We start from the raw sequence: 22,536 nt of genomic DNA on the forward strand, positions 1-22,536 counted from the left end.
CTAAGGGCGGTCGGTGTCGGCCAGCGCCGCGGTGAGGACGTGGCCGATCCGTGCCAGCGCGGATTCGGAGGTCATCCGCCAGTGCGAGGCGTGCACCGCGTGGTTGTGCACGGTGCCGTCCACGGCGTCCGCCCAGCTCGCGGCGCCCGCGGCACCGGTCGGATCGTCCAGCGCGGCGGTGAAGTACACGAGGTTGCCCTTGTAGGGGCGGGGGCGGTAGCGCCGGATCAACTCCAGTGACCCGGCGCCCGCGCCGAGCACACGATCGAGGCGGTCGGCGCCGAACGAGGCGAACGGCTCGGGCAGGTCAGCGAGCAGGCGCGCGAGCCGGGGCGGGTCGAGTTCGGCGTCCTCGTCGTCGGCCGCTTCGCCGAGCAACCCGCCGAGCAGATCGGCGACCGGCAGCGCGATGGCCGCGTGCGCGGCGACCCGCAGCGAGCTGTCCATCATGGCCAGTACCGCGACCCGCTGGCCCTGCTCCTGGAGCCGCACCGCGACCGCGTGCGCGAGTACGCCGCCGAGCGACCAGCCGAGCAGGTGATACGGGCCCTCGGGCTGCACGGCGCGGATCTCGCGCACGTAGCGGCTCGCCCAGTCGTCGATGGACTCCGGCATGGCCTCCGAGTTGAGCACCGGCGACTGGATGCCGTACACGTCGCGCTCCGGGTCCAAGTGCGCCGCGAGGCCCGCGAACGACCACGCGACGCCGCCGGCCGGGTGGAGGCAGAACAGCGGCTCCCGCGCGCCGCCGGTGCGCAGCGGAAGCACGACGTCGAACGCGGCGGTCGCGTCCACCCGGCCGCGACCGGACCGGTGCTGCTCCAGCTGGGCGATCAGGCGGGCCGGTGTCGGCGCGGCGAACAGCCACAACACGGGAATCTGTTCGCCGAGCGCCGCGCTCAGCCGGACGGCCAGGCGGGTGGCCAGCAGCGAGTTGCCGCCGCGCTCGAAGAAATTGTCGTCCAGGCCGACCCGCTCGACGGCGAGTATCTCGGCGAAATCGGCGCACACGGCATGCTCCAAGTCGGTGCCGGGGGCGCGGAATTCCCGGGCCTGTGTCTCGGGCCGGGGCAAGGCGGAGCGGTCGACCTTGCCGTTCGCGGTGAGCGGCAACGTCGCCAACTGCCGCAGCACGGCGGGCACCATGTAGCTCGGCAGGATCTCGGCCAGCGCGGCGCGCAACGCGGCCGGATCGAGCCGCTCTGCGGCGGTGAAATAGCCTGCCAGCACGGCGTTCGCGCCGTCGGTGTCGTAGGCGACGACGATCGCCTCGCCGATCTCCGGCCGCGAGCGCAGCGCATGCTCGATCTCGGCGAGTTCGATGCGGTAGCCGCGGATCTTCACCTGGAAGTCGCGCCGCTCGACGTACTCGAGGTGGCCCCCCGCGGACCAGCGCACCATGTCGCCGGTGCGGTACAGGCGAGTGCCCCCGGGTCCGAACGGGTCGGCCACGAACCGCTCCGCGGTGAGCTCGGCGCTGCCGTGATAGCCGCGGGCCAGCTGCGCGCCACCGAGATACAGCTCGCCGGTCACCCCGGCGGGCACCGGGTGCAGACGGTCGTCGAGCACGTAGACCCGGTTGCCGGATTCGGGTGTGCCGATGGGCACCAGCGCTTGCCGGTCGCCCGCGGCGGTGCGGAAGCGGGTCACCGACACCGCGGCTTCGGTGGGTCCGTAGAGGTTGTCGATCCTGGCCGCGGTGAGCGCCTCGACCCGCCGCACCGTCGCGGCGGGCAACGCCTCGCCGATGACCAGCAGTCGGCGCAGCGAACGCGGCAGGCGGCGCTCGCCGGACGCTTCGGCCAGCATCGCCAGCAGCGACGGCACCAGCGTCAGCGTCGTCACCGAGGCACGGCGCACCAGGTCGAGCAGCCCCGCCGGGTCGCGCTGCGCGTCCCGGGGTGCGAGCACGAGCCGCGCCCCGGTCCGCGGCGCCCACCAGTACTCCCACACCGACAGGTCGAACGCGGCCGAGGTCAGCACCAGCACCGCGTCGTCCTGGCCGAGCGCGTATTCCGACTGCATCCAATCCAGCTGGTGCGCGACAGCCGCGTGCGGCATCGCCACACCCTTCGGCGCGCCGGTGGAACCGGAGGTGAAGATGACATACGCGGTGTTCGTGGGCGACAACGCGGCGATCCGTTCGTCGTCGCGCACCGGACCGTCGGCCACCGTGTCGGCGACGGTCGAGATATCCAGCACCACGCTGTGTTCCGACGCCGTCGCGGGCAGCATCGGCTTCCGCGCCGAAGTGAGCACCAGCCGCGGCCCTGCGGCGGCCAGTACGCTCGCGGTGCGTTCCAGTGGATGCGCCGGGTCGAGCGGCACGTAGGCGCCACCGGCCGTCACCACCGCGTACATCGCGACGAGCAGGTCGACGCTGCGCGGAATAGCCAGCGCCACCAGCTCTTCCGGGCCGACGCCGCGCGCGATGAGCACCCGGGCCAGGCGATTGACCCGCGCGCCGAACTCCTCGTACGTGACCGTCGTGGCGTCGTCGACGATCGCGATGGCCTGCGGCGTCCTGGCCACCCTCGCTTCGAACGCGGCGGCCAGCGTGGCAGGCGTGAAGGCGCGCCCGGTCTGGTTCCAGGTGACCAGCACGCGCTCGGTCTCCGCCGGGTCCAGCAGCGCGAGATCCCCGACCGGCAGTCGCGGGTCCGCGCACACCGCGCCCAGCAGCCGTTGCAGGCGAGTGGCGAAACCGGCCACCGTCGACTCGTCGAACAGGGCGGTGGCGTAGGTGATCGAAGCCGCCATGCCAGCCGGGGTTCCGTCGGGGCCGTAGCGATCGGTGACGATCAGGTGCAGGTCGAACTGGGCGACTTCGGATTCGAAATCGGCGGCGGTGACGGTCAATCCGTCCAGCGAGAAATCGGCCTCCGCCTGGTTGTGGAAGGAGAAGCCGACCTGGAACAGCGGGTGGCGGACGGTGGAGCGCTCCGGGTTGAGCACCTCGACCAGACGCTCGAACGGCACGTCGGCGTGCGCGAAGGCCGCGACGTCGGCGGCGCGCACGCGCGCGAGCAGGTCGGTGAAGCCCTCGCCCGCGTCCACCCTGGCGCGCAGCACCAGCGTGTTGACGAACATGCCGACGACGTCGTCGAGTTCGGCGGCGCCGCGCCCGGCCACCGGGGTGCCCACCGCGATGTCCGAGGTGCCCGACAGGCGGACGAGCAGCACCGTGAACGCCGTGTGCAACACCATGAACAGCGTGGCGCCGCAGGACCGGCCGAGATCGGCCAGCCGCGTGTGCACATCCGGGGTGATCGCGAAATCGACGTGCCTGCCGCGCGTGGAGACGACGGCGGGACGCGGGCGATCGGTGGGCAGGCTCAGCTGCGCGGGCAGCTCGGCCAGCGTCTCGGTCCAGAATCGGATCTGCCGCGCCAGCAGCGAGGCGGGATCGTCCTCCGCGCCGAGCAGTTCACGCTGCCACACGCTGAAATCGGTGTACTGCACGGGAAGCGGTGGCCGGTCCGGTGCGACGCCGCGTTTGCGTGCCGCGTAGGCGGACATGACGTCGCGCGCCAGCGGCGCCAGCGACGAGCCGTCCGCGGCGATGTGGTGCACCACCACCACGAGCACGTGTTCGGTCCCCGCCGCGTCGCCGTCGACCGGCGCGAACAACCGGGCGCGGACCGGGACGGTCTCGGCGACGTCGAAGCCGCCGCCGACGAAATCGGCCACCGCCGCGGCCAGGTCGTCGGCCGCGACGGCGATGGGCGCGAGCACCGGGGTGGTGTCCGCGACGGGCAACACGACCTGCACCGGTCCGGACGCGTGCAGCGGGTAGACGGTGCGCAGCACGTCGTGGCGAGCCACCACGTCCCCGATCGCGGCGTTCAACGCCGCCACGTCCAGCTCGCCGGTCAGGCGCACCGCCAGCGGGATGTTGTAGGCGGTGGACTGCCGGTCGAGGCGGTTGAGGAACCACATGCGCTGCTGCGCGAGCGAGAGCGGCACGGGACCGGTCACCGCGCGCCGGGTGAGCGCGGGACGCGCGGACCCACCTGAGGCGTCGTCCAGCGCGCGGGCCAGCGCGGCGACGGTCGAGTGCTCGAACACCGCGCGGACGCCGACGGCGACCGAGAGCCGGTCACCGAGCCGCGCGGCCAGCTGGGTCGCGGTCAGCGAATTGCCGCCTCGGGCGAAGAAATCGTCGTCCAGGCCCACGCCGCCGTCGAGTCCGAGCACCTCCGCGACCGTGTGCGCCACCGCCCGCTCGGTCTCGGTACGCGGTGCACGGAACGGAGCAGCGCGAAACTCGGGCTGCGGCAATGCTTTACGGTCCAGCTTGCCGACCGGGGTCAGGGGCAGCTCGTCGAGCGCCAGCACGCAGCTCGGCACCATGTACGCGGCGAGCGAGCGCGCGGCATGAGCCAGCAGGTCGGCGGCGTCGATCGTGTGGCCCGCAGCCGCGACCACGTAGGCGACCAGCGACACCGCACCCGAGGCATCGGTGTGGCCGACGGTGACGGCCGTGCGCACCGTCTCGTGCGCCGCGAGCACGGCGTCGATCTCACCGAGTTCGATGCGCAGGCCGCGCACCTTCACCTGGTGGTCGGAACGTCCAACATAGCGCAGTGCACCGGATCCGGTCCAGCGCACCAGATCACCGGTCCGGTACAGCCGTCCACCCGCGGGACCGTAAGGGTCGGCGACGAACCGTGCGGCCGAAAGCCCTGGTCGGGCATGATATCCCCGGGCCAGGCCTGGACCGCGCAGGTACAGCTCGCCGGTGACGCCGACCGGCACGGGCCGCAGCCTGCCGTCCAGCACCACCGCCGACATGCCGTGGATCGGCGTGCCAAGGTCGAGCGGGTCGCCGGGCCGCAGCGCGGCGCTGATCGTCGCGATGACGGTGGTCTCGGTCGGGCCGTAGGTGTTGTGGAACGACCGGCCGGGGGCCCAGCGGCGCACCGTGTCCGGGCCGTAGGACTCGCCGCCGACGGTGAGGTGCCGTATACAGTCCAGCTCGGCCGGGTCGAGCGTGGGCAGGACGGCCGGGGTGAGGAACGCGTGCGTCACCCGCTGGTCACGGATGAGCGCGGTGAGTTCCGCGCCGCCGTATACGCCAGGGGGCGCGATCACCAACGCCGCGCCTGCGGACAGAGCCAGCAGCAGTTCCAGCATGGACGCGTCGAAGCTGGGCGAGGCCACGTGCAGCACGCGCGCGTGCGCGGTGACCAGGTACCGGTCCCGCTGGGCGAGGGCCACTCCGGCGAGGCCACCGTGCGTGGCGACCACGCCCTTGGGCGTCCCGGTCGAGCCGGAGGTGTAGATCATCCAGGCCGGGTTCGCGCACCGCACGGGACGGACGAGTTCGGCGGGGTCGATCGGCGCCGTGCTGTTGCGGCGCATCCGCGCGGCCGTGGATGGGGCGTCCAGCACCAGCCAGTCGACGGCACCGGGCAACGCCGCGCGGCAGGTGGCGATCGTCAGGCCCAGCGCCGCACCGGAATCGGTCAGCATGTGCGCGATCCGCTCGGCCGGATAGGTCGGGTCGACCGGAACGAACGCGGCGCCGGTCTTGGCCACCGCCCACACCGCGAGCACGGAGGTGATCGAGCGCGGCGCCGCGACGGCCACCACGTCCTCCGCGCCGAGACCGTGGCCGATGAGCATGCGCGCCAGCCGCGACGACTGCTCGTCCAGCATCCGGTAGGTCAGCTGCCGTTCGCCGCCGACCAGTGCGACCGCGCCGGGGTCGAACGCGACGGCGGCGGCCATCAGTTCGGCCAGCGTGCGCGGCGGCACCGGCGCGTCGCCCCGGCGGCCGAGCAGGTCGGCGCGTTCGGCGGGGGCGAGTAGATCGGCGGCGGCGATCGGCGCGTCCGGTCGCGCGATGAGCGTGCCGAGCAGCCTGCCGAAGCGGCGCAGCAGAGCGCGCGCGGTGGCGGCGTCGAAGAGGTCTGTGGCGTAGTCCAGTTCGACCGCGAGGTGGCCGTCGGCGTCGGGCTCGGCGGCGACGGTGAATTGCAGGTCGAAACGCGCCACCTGTTCGTCGAATGCGACGGCGGTGAGTTCGAGACCGGGCACGGTGAAGGCGTCGGTGGCGGTGTTCAGGTAGCTCAGCGCCACGGTGAACAGCGGATGCCGATCCTGGGAACGCTCGACGCCGAGTTCGTCGACCACCCGATCGAACGGCACGCTCGCGTGCTCGAACGCCGTGAGATCGACGGCCCTGATCCGGGCGAGCAGGTCGGTGAAGGACTCGTCGGCGTGCACTTCGGCGCGCAGCACCACGGTGTTGACGAACATGCCGACCAGGTCGTCCAGGGCCGCCGCGCCGCGTCCGGCCACCGGGGTGCCGATCGGGACGTCGCCGGAGCCCGACAACCGGGACAGCAGGACGGCGAGAGCAGCGTGCACCACCATGAACGGCGTCGCGTCGTGGCGCAGCGCCAGTTCACGGACCCGCGCCGCGATCCCGTCGCCGATCCTGGCCCGCACGCTGGCGCCGCGCTTGCTCGCGACGGCGGGACGCGAACGGTCGGCGGGCAGCTCCAGCGCGCCCGGCAGATCGCGCAGCGTCTCGGCCCAATATGAGAGCTGTTGCGCAGCAGTGTTTTCCAGCTGGGCGTCCTGCCACAGGGCGTAGTCGGCGTACTGGGCGGCGAGCGCGGGCCAGACCGGTTCGGCGCCGAGTACGCGGGAGAGATAGGCCGTCAGCAGATCGCGCAGCAACGGGCTCATCGAGTAACCGTCGGCCGCGATGTGGTGCACCACCGCGACCAGCACGTGGCTGGTGGCGTGCTCCCGCAGCAGCGCCGCGCGCACCGGAACGGCGGCGGTGACGTCGAAACCGGCGGCGAGGACCTCGGCGATCCGGTCGTCGGCGGCGCGACCGTCCAGCGCCTCGACCGTCAAGCGCACCGAAGCGCCGTCCGCGGGCAGGATCACCTGATGGCCCGCGCCGGTCGCGTCGGCCGGATACACCGTGCGCAAGGTCTCGTGCCTGGCCACGACGTCGGCGAACGCGGCGATCATGGCGTCGGTGTTCAGCTCGCCCTCGATGCGCAGCGCGACCGGGATGTTGTGCGCGGCGGACGCCGGATCGAGCCGGTTGAGGAACCACATGCCACGCTGGACCGGCGCGAGCGGAATCCGTTCCGGTCGCGGTCCGGCGACCAAGGGCACCACCTGTTCGGTCGCGGCGGCCTCCGCGGTGAGCAGCGCGGCCAGCGCGCCTACCGTCGGCGCTTCGAACAGCAGCCGCACCGGGACGCGACGCCCGAGCCGGTCGGCCAGCCGGGCCGCGACCCGGGTGGCGCTGAGCGAGTTGCCGCCGAGGGCGAAGAAGTGGTCGTCGACGCCGATCGGCCCATCGCCAAGCACCGTTTCGAAGGCCTCGACCACTACGCGCTCGGCCAGGGTGACGGGGGCGAGATAGGCGGCGCGGTCGAAAACCGGATCCGGCAACGCTTTCCGGTCCAGCTTGCCGGAGGCGTTGAGCGGGAAGGCGTCGAGCGTGACCAGAGCCGAGGGGAGCATGTACGAGGGCAGCGTGCGCGCGGCGGCGCGCAGCACCTCGGCATCCGTAGGCACCGTGCCCGGCTCGGTGGTGACGTAACCGACCAGGTGATCGTCGCCGGTGACGGTGGTGACCACCCGGGCCGCCGCCTGCGCCACCCCGGGGGCGGCCGCGAGCGCGGCCTCGATCTCGCCGAGCTCGACGCGCTGGCCACGGAACTTCACCTGGAAGTCGGTGCGGCCCAGGTACACCAATTCGGCGGTGTCCCCTCGGGTCTCCCAGCGCACCAGGTCGCCGGTGCGGTACATCCGCAGCCCCGGCGCGCCGAACGGGTCGGCCACGAACCGGTCCGCGGTGAGGTCGGGCCTGCCGTGGTAGCCGCGCGCGAGCTGGACGCCCGCGAGATACAGCTCGCCCGCGACGCCGGGCAGCGTCGGGCGCAGCCGCGAATCCAGCACGTAGACGCGGCTGTTCCATTCCGGATTGCCGATCGGCAGCGCGGTGCGGTCGCTCTCGCCCGTCACGTCGCGGTGGGTGATGCTCACCGCCGCTTCGGTGGGGCCGTACAGGTTGTGCACCCGCGCGGCGCTCACCGCGCCGAATGCCCGCACGGTCTCGGCGGGCAGCGCCTCGCCGATCACGAACACCGTGTGCAGCGACGCGAGTGCGGCGCCGCGCCCCGCTGCGGCGACGTGCCCCGCGAAGACGCTCAGCATCGACGGCACGAAATCGGTGACGGTGACTTGTCTTTCGGCGATCACGCCGGCGAGATAGGCCGGGTCGCGATGGCCGTCCGGAGCCGCCAGCACGAGGGTGGCGCCGACCCGCAGCGGCAGGAAGTAGCCCCACAGCGACACGTCGAACGTGGTCGCCGTCTTCTGCAGGTAGACGTCCTCGGCGGTGAGACCGTACCGCGACTGCATCCAGGTCATCTGGTTGACGATCGCGGCATGCGACACGCTGACGCCCTTGGGTTTCCCGGTGGAGCCGCTGGTGAAGATCACGTACGCCGGGCTGCCCGGGTGGATCGGCGCGCGACGTTCGTCGGCCGCGATCGGGTCGTCGGCGTAACCGTCCAGCGCGACGGCGTCGACCAGGACGGTGGCGACGGAATCGCCGACGTCGATCGGGTCGGCCGCCGTGGTGAGCACGGCCACGGGCGCGGAGGTGTCGAGGATGTGGGCGATGCGCCGCGCGGGGTGGTCCGGGTCGATCGGCACATACGCCCCGCCCGCCTTGAGCACCGCGTACATCGCGACCACCAGCTCCGGTGAGCGCCGGATCGCCAGCGCCACCAGCGCTTCCGGGCCGACGTCCGCCGCGATCAGGTGGCGGGCCAGCCGGTTGGCGCGCCGGTCCAGCTCGCCGTAGGTCACGGTGACGGGAGGCAGCGCGCTGTCGGGCACGAACACCAGCGCGGGGTCGTCGGGCGTCGCGGCGGCCTGCGCCTCGAATTCGTCGAGCAGCAGTTCGTCGGCCAGGGCGGTGTGCGTGGAGTCGTTCCACTCGGTGACCACGCGGCGCAGTTCGCCCGCGCCGAACAGGTCGATGTCGCCGACCACCTGTTCCGGGTCGGCGGTCACCGCGGCGAGCAGACGGGTGAAGCGCGCGCCGAACGTCGCCACGGTGTCGGCGTCGAACAGGTCGGTGGCGTAGGTGAAGCGCAGCGCGTCATCGGTGACGGTGAGCTGGAGGTCGAACGGCGTTGTCTCGTAATCGAAGTCGTGCTCCGCCACGGCGACGCCTGCCATGTCCAGGGTGACCGGCGCGAGGTTCTGGAAGAACAGCGCGATCTGGAACAGCGGGTGCCTGGCCTGCGAGCGCGGCGGGTCGAGCAGCTCGACCAGGCGCTCGAACGGCACGTCGGCATGGGCGAAGGCGTCCAGGTCGCGCTCGCGCACCCGGCGCAGCACGGCGGCGAAGGTGTCCGAGCCGGGAACCTGCGCGCGCAGCACCAGGGTGTTGACGAACATGCCGACCAGCTCGTCCAGCGCCGCGTCACCGCGGCCCGCGACGGGCGCGCCGATCGCGATGTCCTCCGTGCCGGACAGCCTGGCCAGCAGGGTGGCCAGCGCGGCGTGCACGACCATGAACGGTGTGGCCTCGTAGCGCGCGGCCACGTCGGCGATGCCCGCGCCGATCTCCTGCGGGAGAGCGACGGTCGTGCTCGCCGCCATGTGCGAGGCGACGGCGGGGCGCGGCCGGTCGGCGGGCAGGTCGAGCTGGGCGGGCAGAGCCCGCAGCGTCTCGCGCCAGTACGCGAGCTGGCGTGCGGCCACCGAGTCCGGGTCGTCCTCGGCGCCGAGCACCTCGCGCTGCCAGAGCGCGTAGTCGGCGTATTGCAGGTCGAGTTCGGTCCAGACCGGGGCGGTTCGCGTCGCGCGAGCCGCGTAGGCGGCGGCGAGATCGCGGGCCAGCGGGCCCATCGAGAAGCCGTCGGCCGCGATGTGGTGCACCACCAGCGCCAGCAGGTGGTCGTGATCGGACCGGGTCACCAGGCCGACGCGCAGCGGCACTTCGGCGGTCAGGTCGAACGGGGCGGCGACGAACTCCCGCAGCGCGCCCGTCGCTTCCAGCATCCGGATCGCGGGCGCCTGATCGACGTCGAGGATGCGCTGGTACCCGACGCCCTCGTGGTCGGGGTACACGGTGCGCAGCGTTTCGTGCCTGCCGACCACGTCACCGACGGCGGCGGCGAGGGTGTCCGGGTCCAGGTAGCCGGTGAGGCGGACCACCACCGCGATGTTGTGCACGGTTTCGGCGGGATCGAAGCGGTTGAGGAACCACATACGCTGCTGCGCGGGCGAGAGCGGGATGCGCTCCGGGCGCGGACGGGGCGCGAGCGCCGGTTTGGCGCCCGTCCCCGCGAGCCGTTCGGCCCGCGCGGCCAGCGCGGTCACGGTCGGCGCCTCGAACAGCAGGCGCACCGGGATCTCGGCGTCCAGTTCGGCGCCCAGCCGGGCGGCGACCTGGGTCGCGAGCAGCGAGTTTCCGCCGAGGGCGAAGAAATCGTCGTCCGCCCCCACGCGGTCGACGCCGAGCAGAGCCGCGACGATACCCGCGACGGTCGCCTCGGTCCGAGTGGCCGGAGCCCGGTACCCCACGGTCGCGAACCGCGGCGCGGGCAGCGCGGCGCGGTCCAGCTTGCCGGAGGCGTTGACCGGGAACCGCTCGAGCAGGACGAACGAGGTGGGCACCATATACGCGGGCAGTTCGGCGCTCAGTGCGGCCCGCACGTCCTCGATGTCGATCGGGTGGCGGCCCGAGGCAACCAGGTAGGCGACCAGCTGATCGCCCAACCGCTCGTCCGAACGGACCAGCACCACGGCTTGGGCGACCGCGTCCAGCGCCGACAGCGCCGACTCGATCTCGCCCGGCTCGATGCGCAGACCGCGCAGCTTCACCTGGAAGTCCGTGCGACCGAGATACTCCAGCTCACCCTTGCCGGTCCAGGAGACGAGGTCGCCGGTGCGGTACATCCGCGCCCCGGCGGGTCCGTACGGGTTGGCCACGAACCGGTCGGCGGTCAACTCCGGGCGCGCCACGTAACCCTGGGCCAGCTGTGCACCGGCGAGGTACAGCTCCCCCGGAACGCCGACCGGGACCGGCCGCATCCGGGCGTCCAGCACCAGCAGGCGGGTGTTGGCCACCGGTCTGCCGATCGGCACGGACACCAGGTCCTGATCGGTCACCTCGTGATGGGTGACGTCGACGGCGGCCTCGGTAGGGCCGTACAGGTTGTGCACCCGCGCTCCGATCACCTCTCGCGCCCGCTGCGCGGCAACCGCGGGCAATGCCTCGCCCGATGCGAAGACGTTGCGCAGCGTAATGCACTTTTCTGTGCGCGGATCCGCCAGGAAAACCGCCAGCATGGCGGGTACGAAGTGCACCGTCGTGACGCGTTGCTCGACGATCAGGCGGGCCAGATAGCCGGGGTCGCGATGCCCATCTGGACGTGCGACCACCAAGCGAGCGCCGAAAGCCAAGGGCCAGAAAAATTCCCAGACCGAGACGTCGAAGGTGGCGGGGGTCTTCTGCAGCACCACATCGTCCGCGACCAGCGGATAGGCCGACTGCATCCAGGTGAGGCGATTCACGATCGCCGCGTGGGTGACGGCCACGCCCTTCGGGCGACCGGTCGATCCTGAGGTGAAGATCACATACGCGGTGTGGCCAGGGGCGGGCGCACCGAGCCGGTCTACGGCGGTGAGCGGATCGGCGGAGTATCGGGTCAGGTCGAGCCGGTCGACGCGGACCTGCCGCGCCGCGCCCGCGTCCAGGTCGAGGCCCGAGGTGAGCACGCACACCGGCCGGGCGGTCGACAGCACGTACTCCAGCCGCTCGGCCGGATGGTCGGGGTCGAGCGGGACGTACGCGCCGCCCGCGAGGGTGACCGCGTAGATGCCGACCACCAGATCCAGCGACCGTCGCATGCCGAGCGCGACCGGCGCGTCCGGGCCGACGCCCTGACCGACCAGCCAGCGCGCCAGCCGCCGCGCCCGCGCGGCGAACTCGGCGTAGGACAGGGTGCGCCCATCGACCGTGACCGCAGGCGCGTCCGGGGTCCTCGCGACCTGCGCCTCGAACAACGAGATCAGCGTGGCGGCCGGGTCGACGGGGACGGCGGTGTCGTTCCAGCGGTCGAGCACCAGTGCCCGTTCCGCGTCGTCCAGGATTTCGAGGTCGCCGACCCGCACCGAGGGGTCGGCCACCGCGGCCCGCAGCACGCGCGTGAAGCGCGCCCCGAACGTCTCGACGGTGGCTTGGTCGAACAGGTCCGTGGCATACCGCAGCACGCCGCGCAGCGCGTAACCGGTCGCGACGCGGTGTTCGGTCAGTTCCACCGCCAGGTCGAACTGCGCGACGCGGTTGTCCAGCGGATAGGCCGTCACCGTCAGGCCGGGCAGGCGCAGCACGGTGTCGTCGTGCTGTTCGAAGGTGAGCAGTGTCTGCACCAGCGGCGAATGAGACTGCGAGCGAATCGGGTTCAGCTCCTCGACCAAGCGCTCGAACGGCAGGTCGGCGTGGGCGAAGGCCCGCACGTCGATCTCCCGGACGCCGCCGAGAAATGCGGCGAACGACGCGTCCGGCGTGATCGGCGTGCGCAGTACGAGGGTGTTGACGAACATGCCGACCAAGTCGTCCAGCGCTTGTTCGCCGCGTCCCGCGACGGGGGTGCCGATGGCGACGTCGCCGACTCCGGCGAGCCGGGCGAGCAGCGCGGCGTAGGCGGCGTGCAACACCATGAACATCGAGACGCCGTGCCGCCGGGCGAGTTCCGCGATCGAGCCGGTGAGGTCGGCGGGAATCGCGAACTCGACGGTGGCGCCGCGCCCCGAGGCCACCGCCGGGCGAGGACGGTCGGCGGGCAGTTCCAGCACCGGGGCGAGTCCGTCGAGTTCCGAGCGCCAGTAGGCGATCTGGTTCGACAGCGGCGAGTCCGGATCATCCGCGGAGCCGAGGGCCTCGCGCTGCCAGAGGGTGAAGTCCGCGTACTGCACGGGCAGCGGCGGCCACGACGGCCGCTCCCCCGCGACGCGCGCGGTATAGGCCGTCATGAGGTCGCGGGCCAGCGGTGCGGTGGAGACGCCGTCGGCGGCGATGTGATGGACCACCACGGCCAGCACATGTTCTTCGGGCGCGACGCGGAACAGGCTCGCCCGCACCGGGATACGACTGCGCAGGTCGAAGCTCTCGCCGATCGACGCGAGCACCGCGTCCCGCAGGTTCGGCTCGGTCACCTCGATCGGATGCAGTGGCAGTTCGGGCACATCCGCGTCGGTGCGGACGACTTGGGCGGGGCCGTCCGCGTCGGCGGGGAAGACGGTGCGCAGCGATTCGTGCCGATCGATCACGTCGCGCACGGCCGCGCGCAATGCCGCGAGGTCCAACGCGCCGGTGAGCCGGATGGTGATCGGGATGTGATAGACCGCCGAATCCGGATCGAGCCGGTGCAGCAGCCACATCCGGGTCTGTGCCAGGGACAACGGGATCCGCTCCGGCCGTTCGCGGCGAACGAGCGCGGGCCGGGTGACGTCCGGCCGTTCCGATCCCGCCACTCGCAGGGCGAGTCCGGCCACGGTCGGCGCTTCGAAGACCTCGCGCACCGTCAGCGCGCACCCGAAGGCCGCGTTGACCCGGGCGACCAGCCGCATGGCCAGCAGCGAGTTGCCGCCGCGGGCGAAGAAGTCGTCGTCCGCGCCGATCCGCTCCGCGCCGGTCAGGTCGGCGACCAGGGTGGCGAGCACCGCCTCGGTCCCCTCCCGCGGTGCGCGGAAGTCTCCCGTGGCGCCGGTGAGCTCGACAGCGGGCAGCGCCGACCGATCGAGCTTGCCCACAGTGGTCAGTGGCATCTGGTCCAGCACGACGATGTGGGCGGGCACCATGTACGCGGGTAGTTGTGCCCGCGCGTCTTCGAGCACCGCATCGGGCGTCGGGGCGGCTCCGGTGACGTAACCGACCAGGCATTCCTGTCCAGAGTTGTCGCGAGCCACGAGCACCGCCGCGTTGGTCACGCCGGTCGCGGCGGCGAGGACGGACTCGATCTCGCCCAGCTCGATCCGCTGGCCGCGCAGCTTGACCTGCAAATCGTTGCGGCCCAGATACACCAGATCGCCGTCGCGGTTCCAGCGCACCAGGTCGCCGGTCCGGTACATCATGCGGCCGGGCACGCCGAACGGATCGGCGACGAACCGCTCGGCGGTCAGTCCGGGGCGGGCGTGATAGCCGCGCGCCAGCTGGTCGCCCGCGAGATACAGCTCGCCTGTGACGCCGATCGGCACCGGGCGCAACCGGTCGTCCAGCACATAGGCCCTGGTGTTCCAGCACGGACGGCCGATCGCGACGTCCCGCCCGGATTCGGCGTCGCTGTCGGTGAATTCGTGGTAGATCGCCGAAATCGCCGCCTCGGTCGGGCCGTAGGCGTTGTGCACCGCGCCGTCGAAGCTGCCGCGCAGCGCGGCGAGCAGGTCCGGGGTGAGCGCCTCGCCTCCGCAGTGCAGATGCCGGAACGACCGCAGCGCGTCGCCCATGCCCTCGCCGATCAGCGCGGCCAGCACCGAGGGCACGTACTCCGCGATGGTGATCCGGTGTTCGCGCAGCAGATCCGCGAAGTAGGCCAGGTCCAGGTGCCCGCCGGGCCGGGCGATCACCAGCGGCGCGCCGACGGCGATCGGCAGGAAGCATTCCCACACCGACACGTCGAAGGTCAGCGGGGCCCGTTGCAGGATGCGGTCGGACGCCGTGACCTCGTAACGGAATTCCAGCCAGCGCAGCTGGTTCATGATCGCGCGGTGGGTCACCGCGACGCCCTTCGGCCGCCCCGTGGAGCCGGAGGTGAACAGCACGTAGGCCGTGTTGTCCGGGCGCAGCGCGGTGATGCGCTCGGCGTCGGCCACCGGTCCGTCGGCGAAGTCATCGAGGTCGAGAGCGTCGAGCTCGAGCACGGGGACGCCGTCGAGCGGGTGCAGCGACACGTCACCGGCGGTCAGCACCAACCGGGGCTCCGCGCTCGCGACGACCTGCGCCAGGCGTTCGGCCGGATGCGCCGGATCGATCGGCAGATACGCCGCGCCCGCGCGCACGATCGCGTACATCGCCACGAGCATGTCGATCGAGCGCGCCGCGGCCAGGCCGACGATGTCCTCCGGGCCCACACCTGTGCGGATCAGCTTGCGGGCCAGACGGTTGACGCGAGAGGCGAACTCCGCGTAGGTCACCGCTTCGTTCTCATAACGCACGCCGACACGGTCGGGCGTGGCCGCGACGCGGGCGGTGAGCAGGTCGTCCAGCGTCTCGGCGGGCAACGGGTGCGCGGTGGCGTTGCGATCCGACAGCAGCAGGCCGCGTTCGGCCACCGACATCAGCTCGACCGTGCCGACCCTGGTGTGGGCGTCGCGCACCATGGCGCGCAGCACGCGGTCGAAGGCGGCGAGGAACCCTGCGGCGGTCGGTTCGTCGAACAGGTCCAGCGCGTAGTGCAGGTGCACGTCGATGCCGTCGGGCGCGCCGTCGGCGGTGTAGCGGTCGGTCAGCGTCCAGTCCAGGTCGAGCTGGATCGGCGCCGCGCCGATCTCCAGCGCCGCGATGGCCAGCCGGTGCAACCGGAACTCCGGCGCGGTCTGGTTCTGCAAGGTCAGCGCGATCTGGTACAGCGGAGCGTGCGCCTGTGAGCGAACCGGGTTCACCACCTCGACCAACTGCTCGAACGGCACCGCGGCGTGATCGAAGGCGGCCAGGTCGGCCGCGCGCACGGACGCCAGCAACTCGGCCAGAGTCGCGTCCGGGCGAACCTCGGTGCGCAGCACCAGCGTGTTGACGAACATGCCGACCAGCTCGTCCAGCGCTTCCTCGCCGCGCCCGGCGACCGGCGCGCCGATCACGACGTCCCGGCCCGCGCCGTAACGGCTCAACAGCACGGCCAGCGCGGTGTGCAGCACCATGAACGGGGTCGCCCGGTGCGCGGCGGCCAGTTCCTGGATCCGCTCGTGCAGGGCGGCGTCCAGCCGTCCGGTCAGCGCACCGCCCCGGTTGGTGGCGACCGCGGGGCGGGGCCGGTCGGACGGGAGTGTCAGCACCTCCGGCAGCCCTGCCAGCCGGTCGGTCCAGTAGGACAGCTGGCGTGCCAGCACCGAGGCCGGGTCGTCGGCGGAACCCAGCGCGGTGCGCTGCCAGATCGCGAAGTCGGCGTACTGCACCGGCAACGCTCCCGGCGCGGGAGCCGTGTCCGCGCACCGCGCGACGTAAGCGTTGGCCAAATCCCGGGTGAGCGGCGCGAACGACCAACCGTCCGCGGCGATGTGATGCACGACGAACAGCAGGACGTGCACCTGGTGGCTGCCTGCTGCGGCGTCGTCCTCCACGCGCAGCAGGCGCACGCGCAGCGGAACCTCGGCGGTCACGTCGAACCCGGCTCGCGCGGCGGCGGCGACGAGTTCGGGCACCTGCGGCGCGGGAACCGGCCGTGCGACCAGCTCGACCAGCCTCGTCCCCGCGGGCAGTACCAGCTGCGTCGCACCGCCGTCCTGCTCGGGGTAGATCGTGCGCAAGGTTTCGTGCCGGGCGATCACGTCGGCGATCGCCGCCTCCAGGGCGGGCACGTTCAGCGCTCCGGTGAGGCGCAGCGCGAACGGGATGTTGTACGCGCCGCTGGTGGTGTCGAACCGGTTCAGGAACCACATGCGCTGCTGGGCGATCGACAGCGGGATCGACCCGCCGCGCTCCTGCGGCGTGAGCGGCGGCAGCGCGACGGGCCCGGTCTCGGCCGGAGCGTCGACCGTGATCCGCCGCGCCAGCGCCCGCACCGTAGGCGCGTCGAAGATCGTGCGCACCGCCACTTCCCCGCCGGTGGCTTTGCCCAGCCGCGCGGCGAGCTGGGTGGCGCTGAGCGAATTGCCGCCGAGGGCGAAGAAATCGTCCTCGGCGCCGACCTCGTCCACCCCGAGCAGAGCCGAGAATGTCTCGGCGACGAGTTCTTCCGCCGCACCGCTCGGCGCCTCGAACACCACGCCGGCGATCACGGGCGCGGGCAGCGCCGAACGGTCCAGCTTCCCGGACGCGTTCACCGGGAACCGGTCCAGCACCACGAACGCCTCCGGCACCATGTAGCCCGGAAGCCGTTGGGCCACCGCGTCACGCACCGCCGCGATCTCGACCGGTCCGTCCGTCACCAGGTAGGCGACCAGGCGCTCGCCCACGCCGCGATCGTCCCGGACCAGCGCGGCGGCCTGCGTCACGCCGGGCGTCGCGAGCAGCACCGACTCGATCTCGCCGAGTTCGACGCGCAAGCCGCGGATCTTGACCTGGAAGTCGGTGCGGCCGAGGAACTCCAGCTCTCCTGAAGCGTTCCACCGCACCAAGTCGCCGGTGCGGTACATCCGTTCACCGGGCGGGCCGAACGGGTCGGCGACGAACCGGTCGCACGTGCGGCCGGGGCGGTCCAGATAGCCGCGCGCCAGCTGCACGCCCGCGAGATACAACTCCCCCGGCACACCCACAGGCACCGGGCGCAGTCGCGCGTCGAGCACATACGTTCTGGTGTTCCAGATCGGTTCGCCCATCGGCACGGTCTCGAAGTCGGTGTCGCGCACCTCGTGGAAGGTCACCTCCACCGCGGCCTCCGTGGGGCCGTAGCCGTTGTGCACCCGCGCGCCGGTGAGTTCGCGCATCCGCTGGGCCACGCCGACAGGTAGCGCCTCGCCGGAGCAGAACACCTCACGCAGCGACGGCACGTCGAACTCGCCCGCGACGAAGACGGCCAGCATGGACGGCACGAAGTGCGCCGCGGTGACGCCCTCGGCGCGGATGAGGCGGGCCAGATACGCCGGATCGCGATGCCCGTCCGGCCGCGCCAGCACCATGCGCGCGCCGACCTGCAACGGCCAGAAGAACTCCGGCACCGAGACGTCGAAGGTGGCGGGCGTCTTCTGCAACAGCACATCACCCGGCCCGAGCGCGGCATACGCGGACTGCATCCAGCACAACCGGTTCACGATGCCGCGGTGGCTCATCGCGACACCCTTCGGCTCGCCCGTGGAGCCCGAGGTGAACAGCACGTAGGCGGTGTTCGCCGGGCGCAGCGGAGCGCGCCGGTCGGCGTCGGTGAGCGGGGTGTCCGGGTAACCGGACAGGTCCAGCCGGTCGATCCGCGTCTCGGGCACGCCGCAGCTCAGGTCCGCGCCGGCGGTCAGTACGCACACCGGCGCGGCGGTGGCCAGGATGTGAGCGGTGCGTTCGGCGGGGTGGTCGGGATCGAGTGGCACGTATCCGCCGCCCGCGACGGTGACCGCGTACATGCCCACCACCAGGTCGACGGATCGGCGCATACCGAGCGCAACCAGCGTTTCCGGGCCGACGCCCTGGGTGACGAGCCACCGCGCCAGCCGGTTGACCCGCCCGGCGAATTCCGAATACGTCAGCGTCGCGGAGCGACTCGTTGGGGGGTGGTGGCCGAGTGACGGGTGGGCCCGCGTCGCGGAGCGACTCGTTGGGGGGTGGTGGTCGGGTGACGGGTGGGCCAGCGCCGCGGAGCCAGCCGCTGAGGAGCTGTGGTCCGGCGACGGGTGGGCCCGCGTCGTCTCCTCGAAGGTGACCGCGGGCGCGTCCGGTGTGCGTTCGACTTGCGCGGCGAACAGCGAGGCGAGCGTGTCGGATTCGGGGAACGGGCGGTCGGTGGCATTCCACACCCGCAACACCCGTGTGCGTTCGGCGTCCGAAAGCAGTTCGATGTCACCGATTCGCGCACCGGCGTCGACCGCGACGGCGGCGAGCATCCGCTGGAAGCGGTCGGCGAACGATTCGACGGTCGCGGCGTCGAACAAATCGGTCGCGTAGCGCAGGGTGCCCGACAGTCCCGCCGAATCCGCGCGCTCCGCCACCACCAAGTGCAGGTCGAATTTCGCTCCGTTGTCGGGGATCTCGACCGGGTGCACCGACAGCCACGGCACCTCCATGGCTTTCCCGCCGAATGCGGGCGTCGCGGTCTCGAAGCTGAACATCACCTGGAACAGCGGATGCGCGCCCGCGGAGCGATCCACCGCCATGACGTCCACCAGGCGCTCGAATGGCAGGTCGGCGTTGGCGAACGCGGCCAGATCGGCCTCGCGCACCTCGCTCAGCAGCGCGGCGAACGAGGCGTCGGCGGCTACTCGGGTGCGCAACGCCAGGGTGTTGACGAACATGCCGACGAGTGCGTCCAGCGCCCGCTCCCCGCGTCCGCCGACGGGCGAGCCGATCACGATGTCGGCGCTGCCGCTCAACCGGGCCAGGGTGGCGGCGAAGGCCGCGTGCAGCGTCATGAACAACGTCGCGCCGCCGCGCCGGGCCAGCGCGCGCAAGCCCGCGACGACCTCGGGCTCGATCACGAAATCGACGCCGGCTCCCTCGTGCGAGGGGATCGCGGGCCGTGGATGATCGACCGGGAGGGGCAATTGCGCCGGCGCGCCGGTCAACACGTCGCGCCAGAAGCGCAGCTGCTGGTAGGCGAGATCACCGGGGACGTCCTCGGCGCCGAGCAGGTCCCGATGCCAGAGGCTGTAGTCGGCGTACTGCACCGCCAGCGGCTCCCAGTCCGGCCGCCGCCCGGTCAGGCGCGCGAGGTAGGCCCCGACCAGGTCGGTGACCAGCGGGACCATCGACAAGGCGTCGGCGGCGATGTGGTGCACGACGAACACCAGCACGTATTCGTCGCCGGTGACGCCGCGCGCCTCGTTGACCCGCTCCACCGCGAGCAGCGCGACCCGGCACGGCAACTCGGCGGTCACGTCGAACCCGGCGCCGACGATGCCTGCCACGGCATCCTCCAGTGCGGAGCGGTCGATCGGCACCGGATGCAGGCTCAGGCCGATGTCGGCGGCGTCGCGAACGGATTGGCAGGGGCCGTCGTCGGTTTCGGGGAAGGTGGTGCGCAGCGTCTCGTGCCGGGCGAGCACGTCGAGTACGGCGCGCTCCAGCGCCGTCACGTCGAGGCGGCCGGTCAGCCGCAGCACGATCGGCAAGTTGTAGACGCTGTCGGCGCCGTCCTGGCTCTCGACGCGGTTGAGGAACCACAGGCGCTGCTGCGCGGGCGAGAGCGGCACCCGCTCGGGCCGTGGACGGCGGGCCAGCGGGAGTCGCGGCGCCCCGGCGGCGCCGAGCCGCTCGACGGCGGCGGCGAAACCCTCCACCGTGGGCGCGTCGAACAGCGCGCGCACCGGAACGCGAACTCCCATCGCCTCACCCGTGCGGGCGCTGACCTGGGTGGCGTCCAGCGAGCTGCCGCCGAGAGCGAAGAAGTCGTCGTCCAGCCCGGCCCGCTCGACCCGCAGCACTTCCGCGAACACCGCGGCGACCAGACGTTGCGCGGCGCTCACCGGCGGACGGAAGCGCTCGGCCGCGAGCACCGGGATCGGCAGGGCGGCGCGATCGAGCTTGCCGCTGGTGTTGCGGGGGAATTCGTTCAGTTCGACCACTGCGGTCGGCACCAGATAGCTGGGAAGACGCTGAGCGACAGACGATTTCACCGCGTCGAGATCGAGCGTCGCGCCGGGCGCTGCGATCACGTAGCCCGCCAGGAACTCCCCCGCCGGTCCGGTGACCAGCCGCGCCGCGGCCTGGCCGACCCCGGCCGCCGCCAGCAGCGCTGTCTCGATTTCGGCGAGTTCGACGCGCCGGCCGCGGAACTTCACCTGGAAGTCGCTGCGGCCCAGATAGATCAGCTCGCCGTCGCGGCTCCAGCGCACCAGGTCGCCGGTGCGGTACATGCGGGCGCCCGGCGCGCCGAAGGGATTGGCGACGAAACGATCGGCGGTGAGGTCGACGCGGCCGTGGTAGCCGCGCGCCAGCTGCGCTCCCGCCAGGTACAGCTCGCCCTGCACGCCGATCGGCGCGGGCCGCAACCGTCCGTCCAACACGTAGACCTGCGAGTTCCACTCCGGCTCGCCGATCGGCACTTGCGGCGAGTCCACCTCGGTGACCTCGCGGTTGGTGATGGACACCGCCGCCTCGGTGGGGCCGTAGAGGTTGTGCAGGCCCGCGTCGCACACCTGCCGGAAGGCGGCGACGGTCTCCGGCGGCAGCGCCTCGCCGATGACGAATACGTCGCGTAGCGAGTCGAGTTCGCCCGGCGCGGCGTGCGCGGCGAACACCGCGAGCATCGATGGCACGAAGTCGGTGAGCGTGACGCCGTGGCGTGCGACGGTCTCGGCGAGATAGCGCGGATCGCGATCTCCGTCCGGTGCGGCCAGCAGCATGGTCGCGCCCGCTCGTAGCGGTAGGAAGTAGCCCCATAGCGAGACGTCGAAGGTGCTCGCGGTCTTCTGCAGGTAGACATCGCCGGTGCGCGGACGGTACTCCGCGTGCATCCAGGCCAGCTGGTTGGCGATGGCCTGATGACTGACCGCCACGCCCTTCGGCTTTCCGGTGGACCCGGAAGTGAAGATCACGTAGGCGGGATGCTGCGGGTGCAGCGCGCCGTGGCGTTCGCGGTCGCCGATCTTGCCGGAGGGGTAGGCGGAGAGATCCAGTTCATCCAGGTGATACACCGGAACGGAAACCTGCGCGGCGGCGTCGAAACCGCTATCGCTCGTGGTCAGGACGGCATGCGGTCGCGCGGTGTCGAGGATGTGGCCGATGCGTTCGGCGGGATGTCCTGGGTCCACCGGGACGTACGCGCCGCCCGCCCGCGCCACCGCGTACATGGCGACGACCAATTCCACCGAGCGCGGCAGGGCCAGCACGACCAGCGCTTCCGGGCCGACGCCGAGCCCGATCAGCATCCTGGCCAGCCGGTCGGCGCGGTCGGACAGCTCGGCGTAGGTCAGCCGCTCACCGTCGGTGACCACCGCGACGGCATCCGGGGTACGGCGCACCTGCGCGTCGAAACCCTCGTGCAGGAACCGATCGGGCACTCGGTGCCCGCTGGCGTTCCAGCTCGCGGTGACATAGTCCAGCTCGCCCGCGTCGAGCAGCGGGAGATCCCCGACCGGTGCGTCCGGGTCGTCCACCGCCGCACGCAACAGCCGGACGAACTTGGCGGCGAACTCCCCCACCGTCGCGGCGTCGAACAGGTCGGTGGCGTAGGTGAATTCGGCGCGGTAGCTGTCGGCGGCTTCGGATACCGTGAGCTGGAGGTCGAACTTCGCGAAACCGGAGTCGAAGTCGACCTGCTCGGTGTCGAGACCGGGCATGGTCAGCGCGATCGGCCCGATGTTCTGCATGAACAGCGCGACCTGGAACAGCGGATGCCGGGCGGCCGAACGCGGCGGGTTCAGCGCCTCCACCAACTGCTCGAACGGGAGGTCGGCGTGCGCGAAGGCGCGCAGGTCGCGGTCGGCGGCGTGCGCCACCAAGTCGGCGAAACCGCGCGCGGCGTCCACTTCGGTGCGCAGCACGAGGGTGTTGACGAACATGCCGACCAGGTCGTCGAGTACGGCCTCGCCCCGGCCCGCGACCGGTGTGCCGATAGCGATGTCCTGGGTGCCGGACAACCGGGCCAGCAGGGCGGCCAGCGCCGCGTGCAGCACCATGAACGGCGTCGCGCGAACGCGCGCGGCGATCGCCTCGACGGCGGAGCGCAGCGCGGC

Annotated in this window: 1 protein-coding gene (only partly in view); it reads right to left on the reverse strand. The window is 72.0% G+C overall.

From position 1 onward, the window contains the following. Positions 1-22,536 carry the 3' portion of a non-ribosomal peptide synthase/polyketide synthase gene (locus ACIA5H_RS05150; RefSeq protein ID WP_397074055.1) on the reverse strand. The gene runs 2,814 nt beyond the window's last position, so 22,536 of the gene's 25,350 nt are visible here — the last part of the coding sequence; its start codon lies off the right edge, out of view — the gene reads right to left on this strand; it ends in the stop codon at positions 1-3.

Origin of the sequence: Nocardia sp. NPDC051900 (assembly GCF_044452545.1) — a bacterium.
Taxonomy (GTDB): Bacteria; Actinomycetota; Actinomycetes; order Mycobacteriales; family Mycobacteriaceae; genus Nocardia; species Nocardia sichangensis.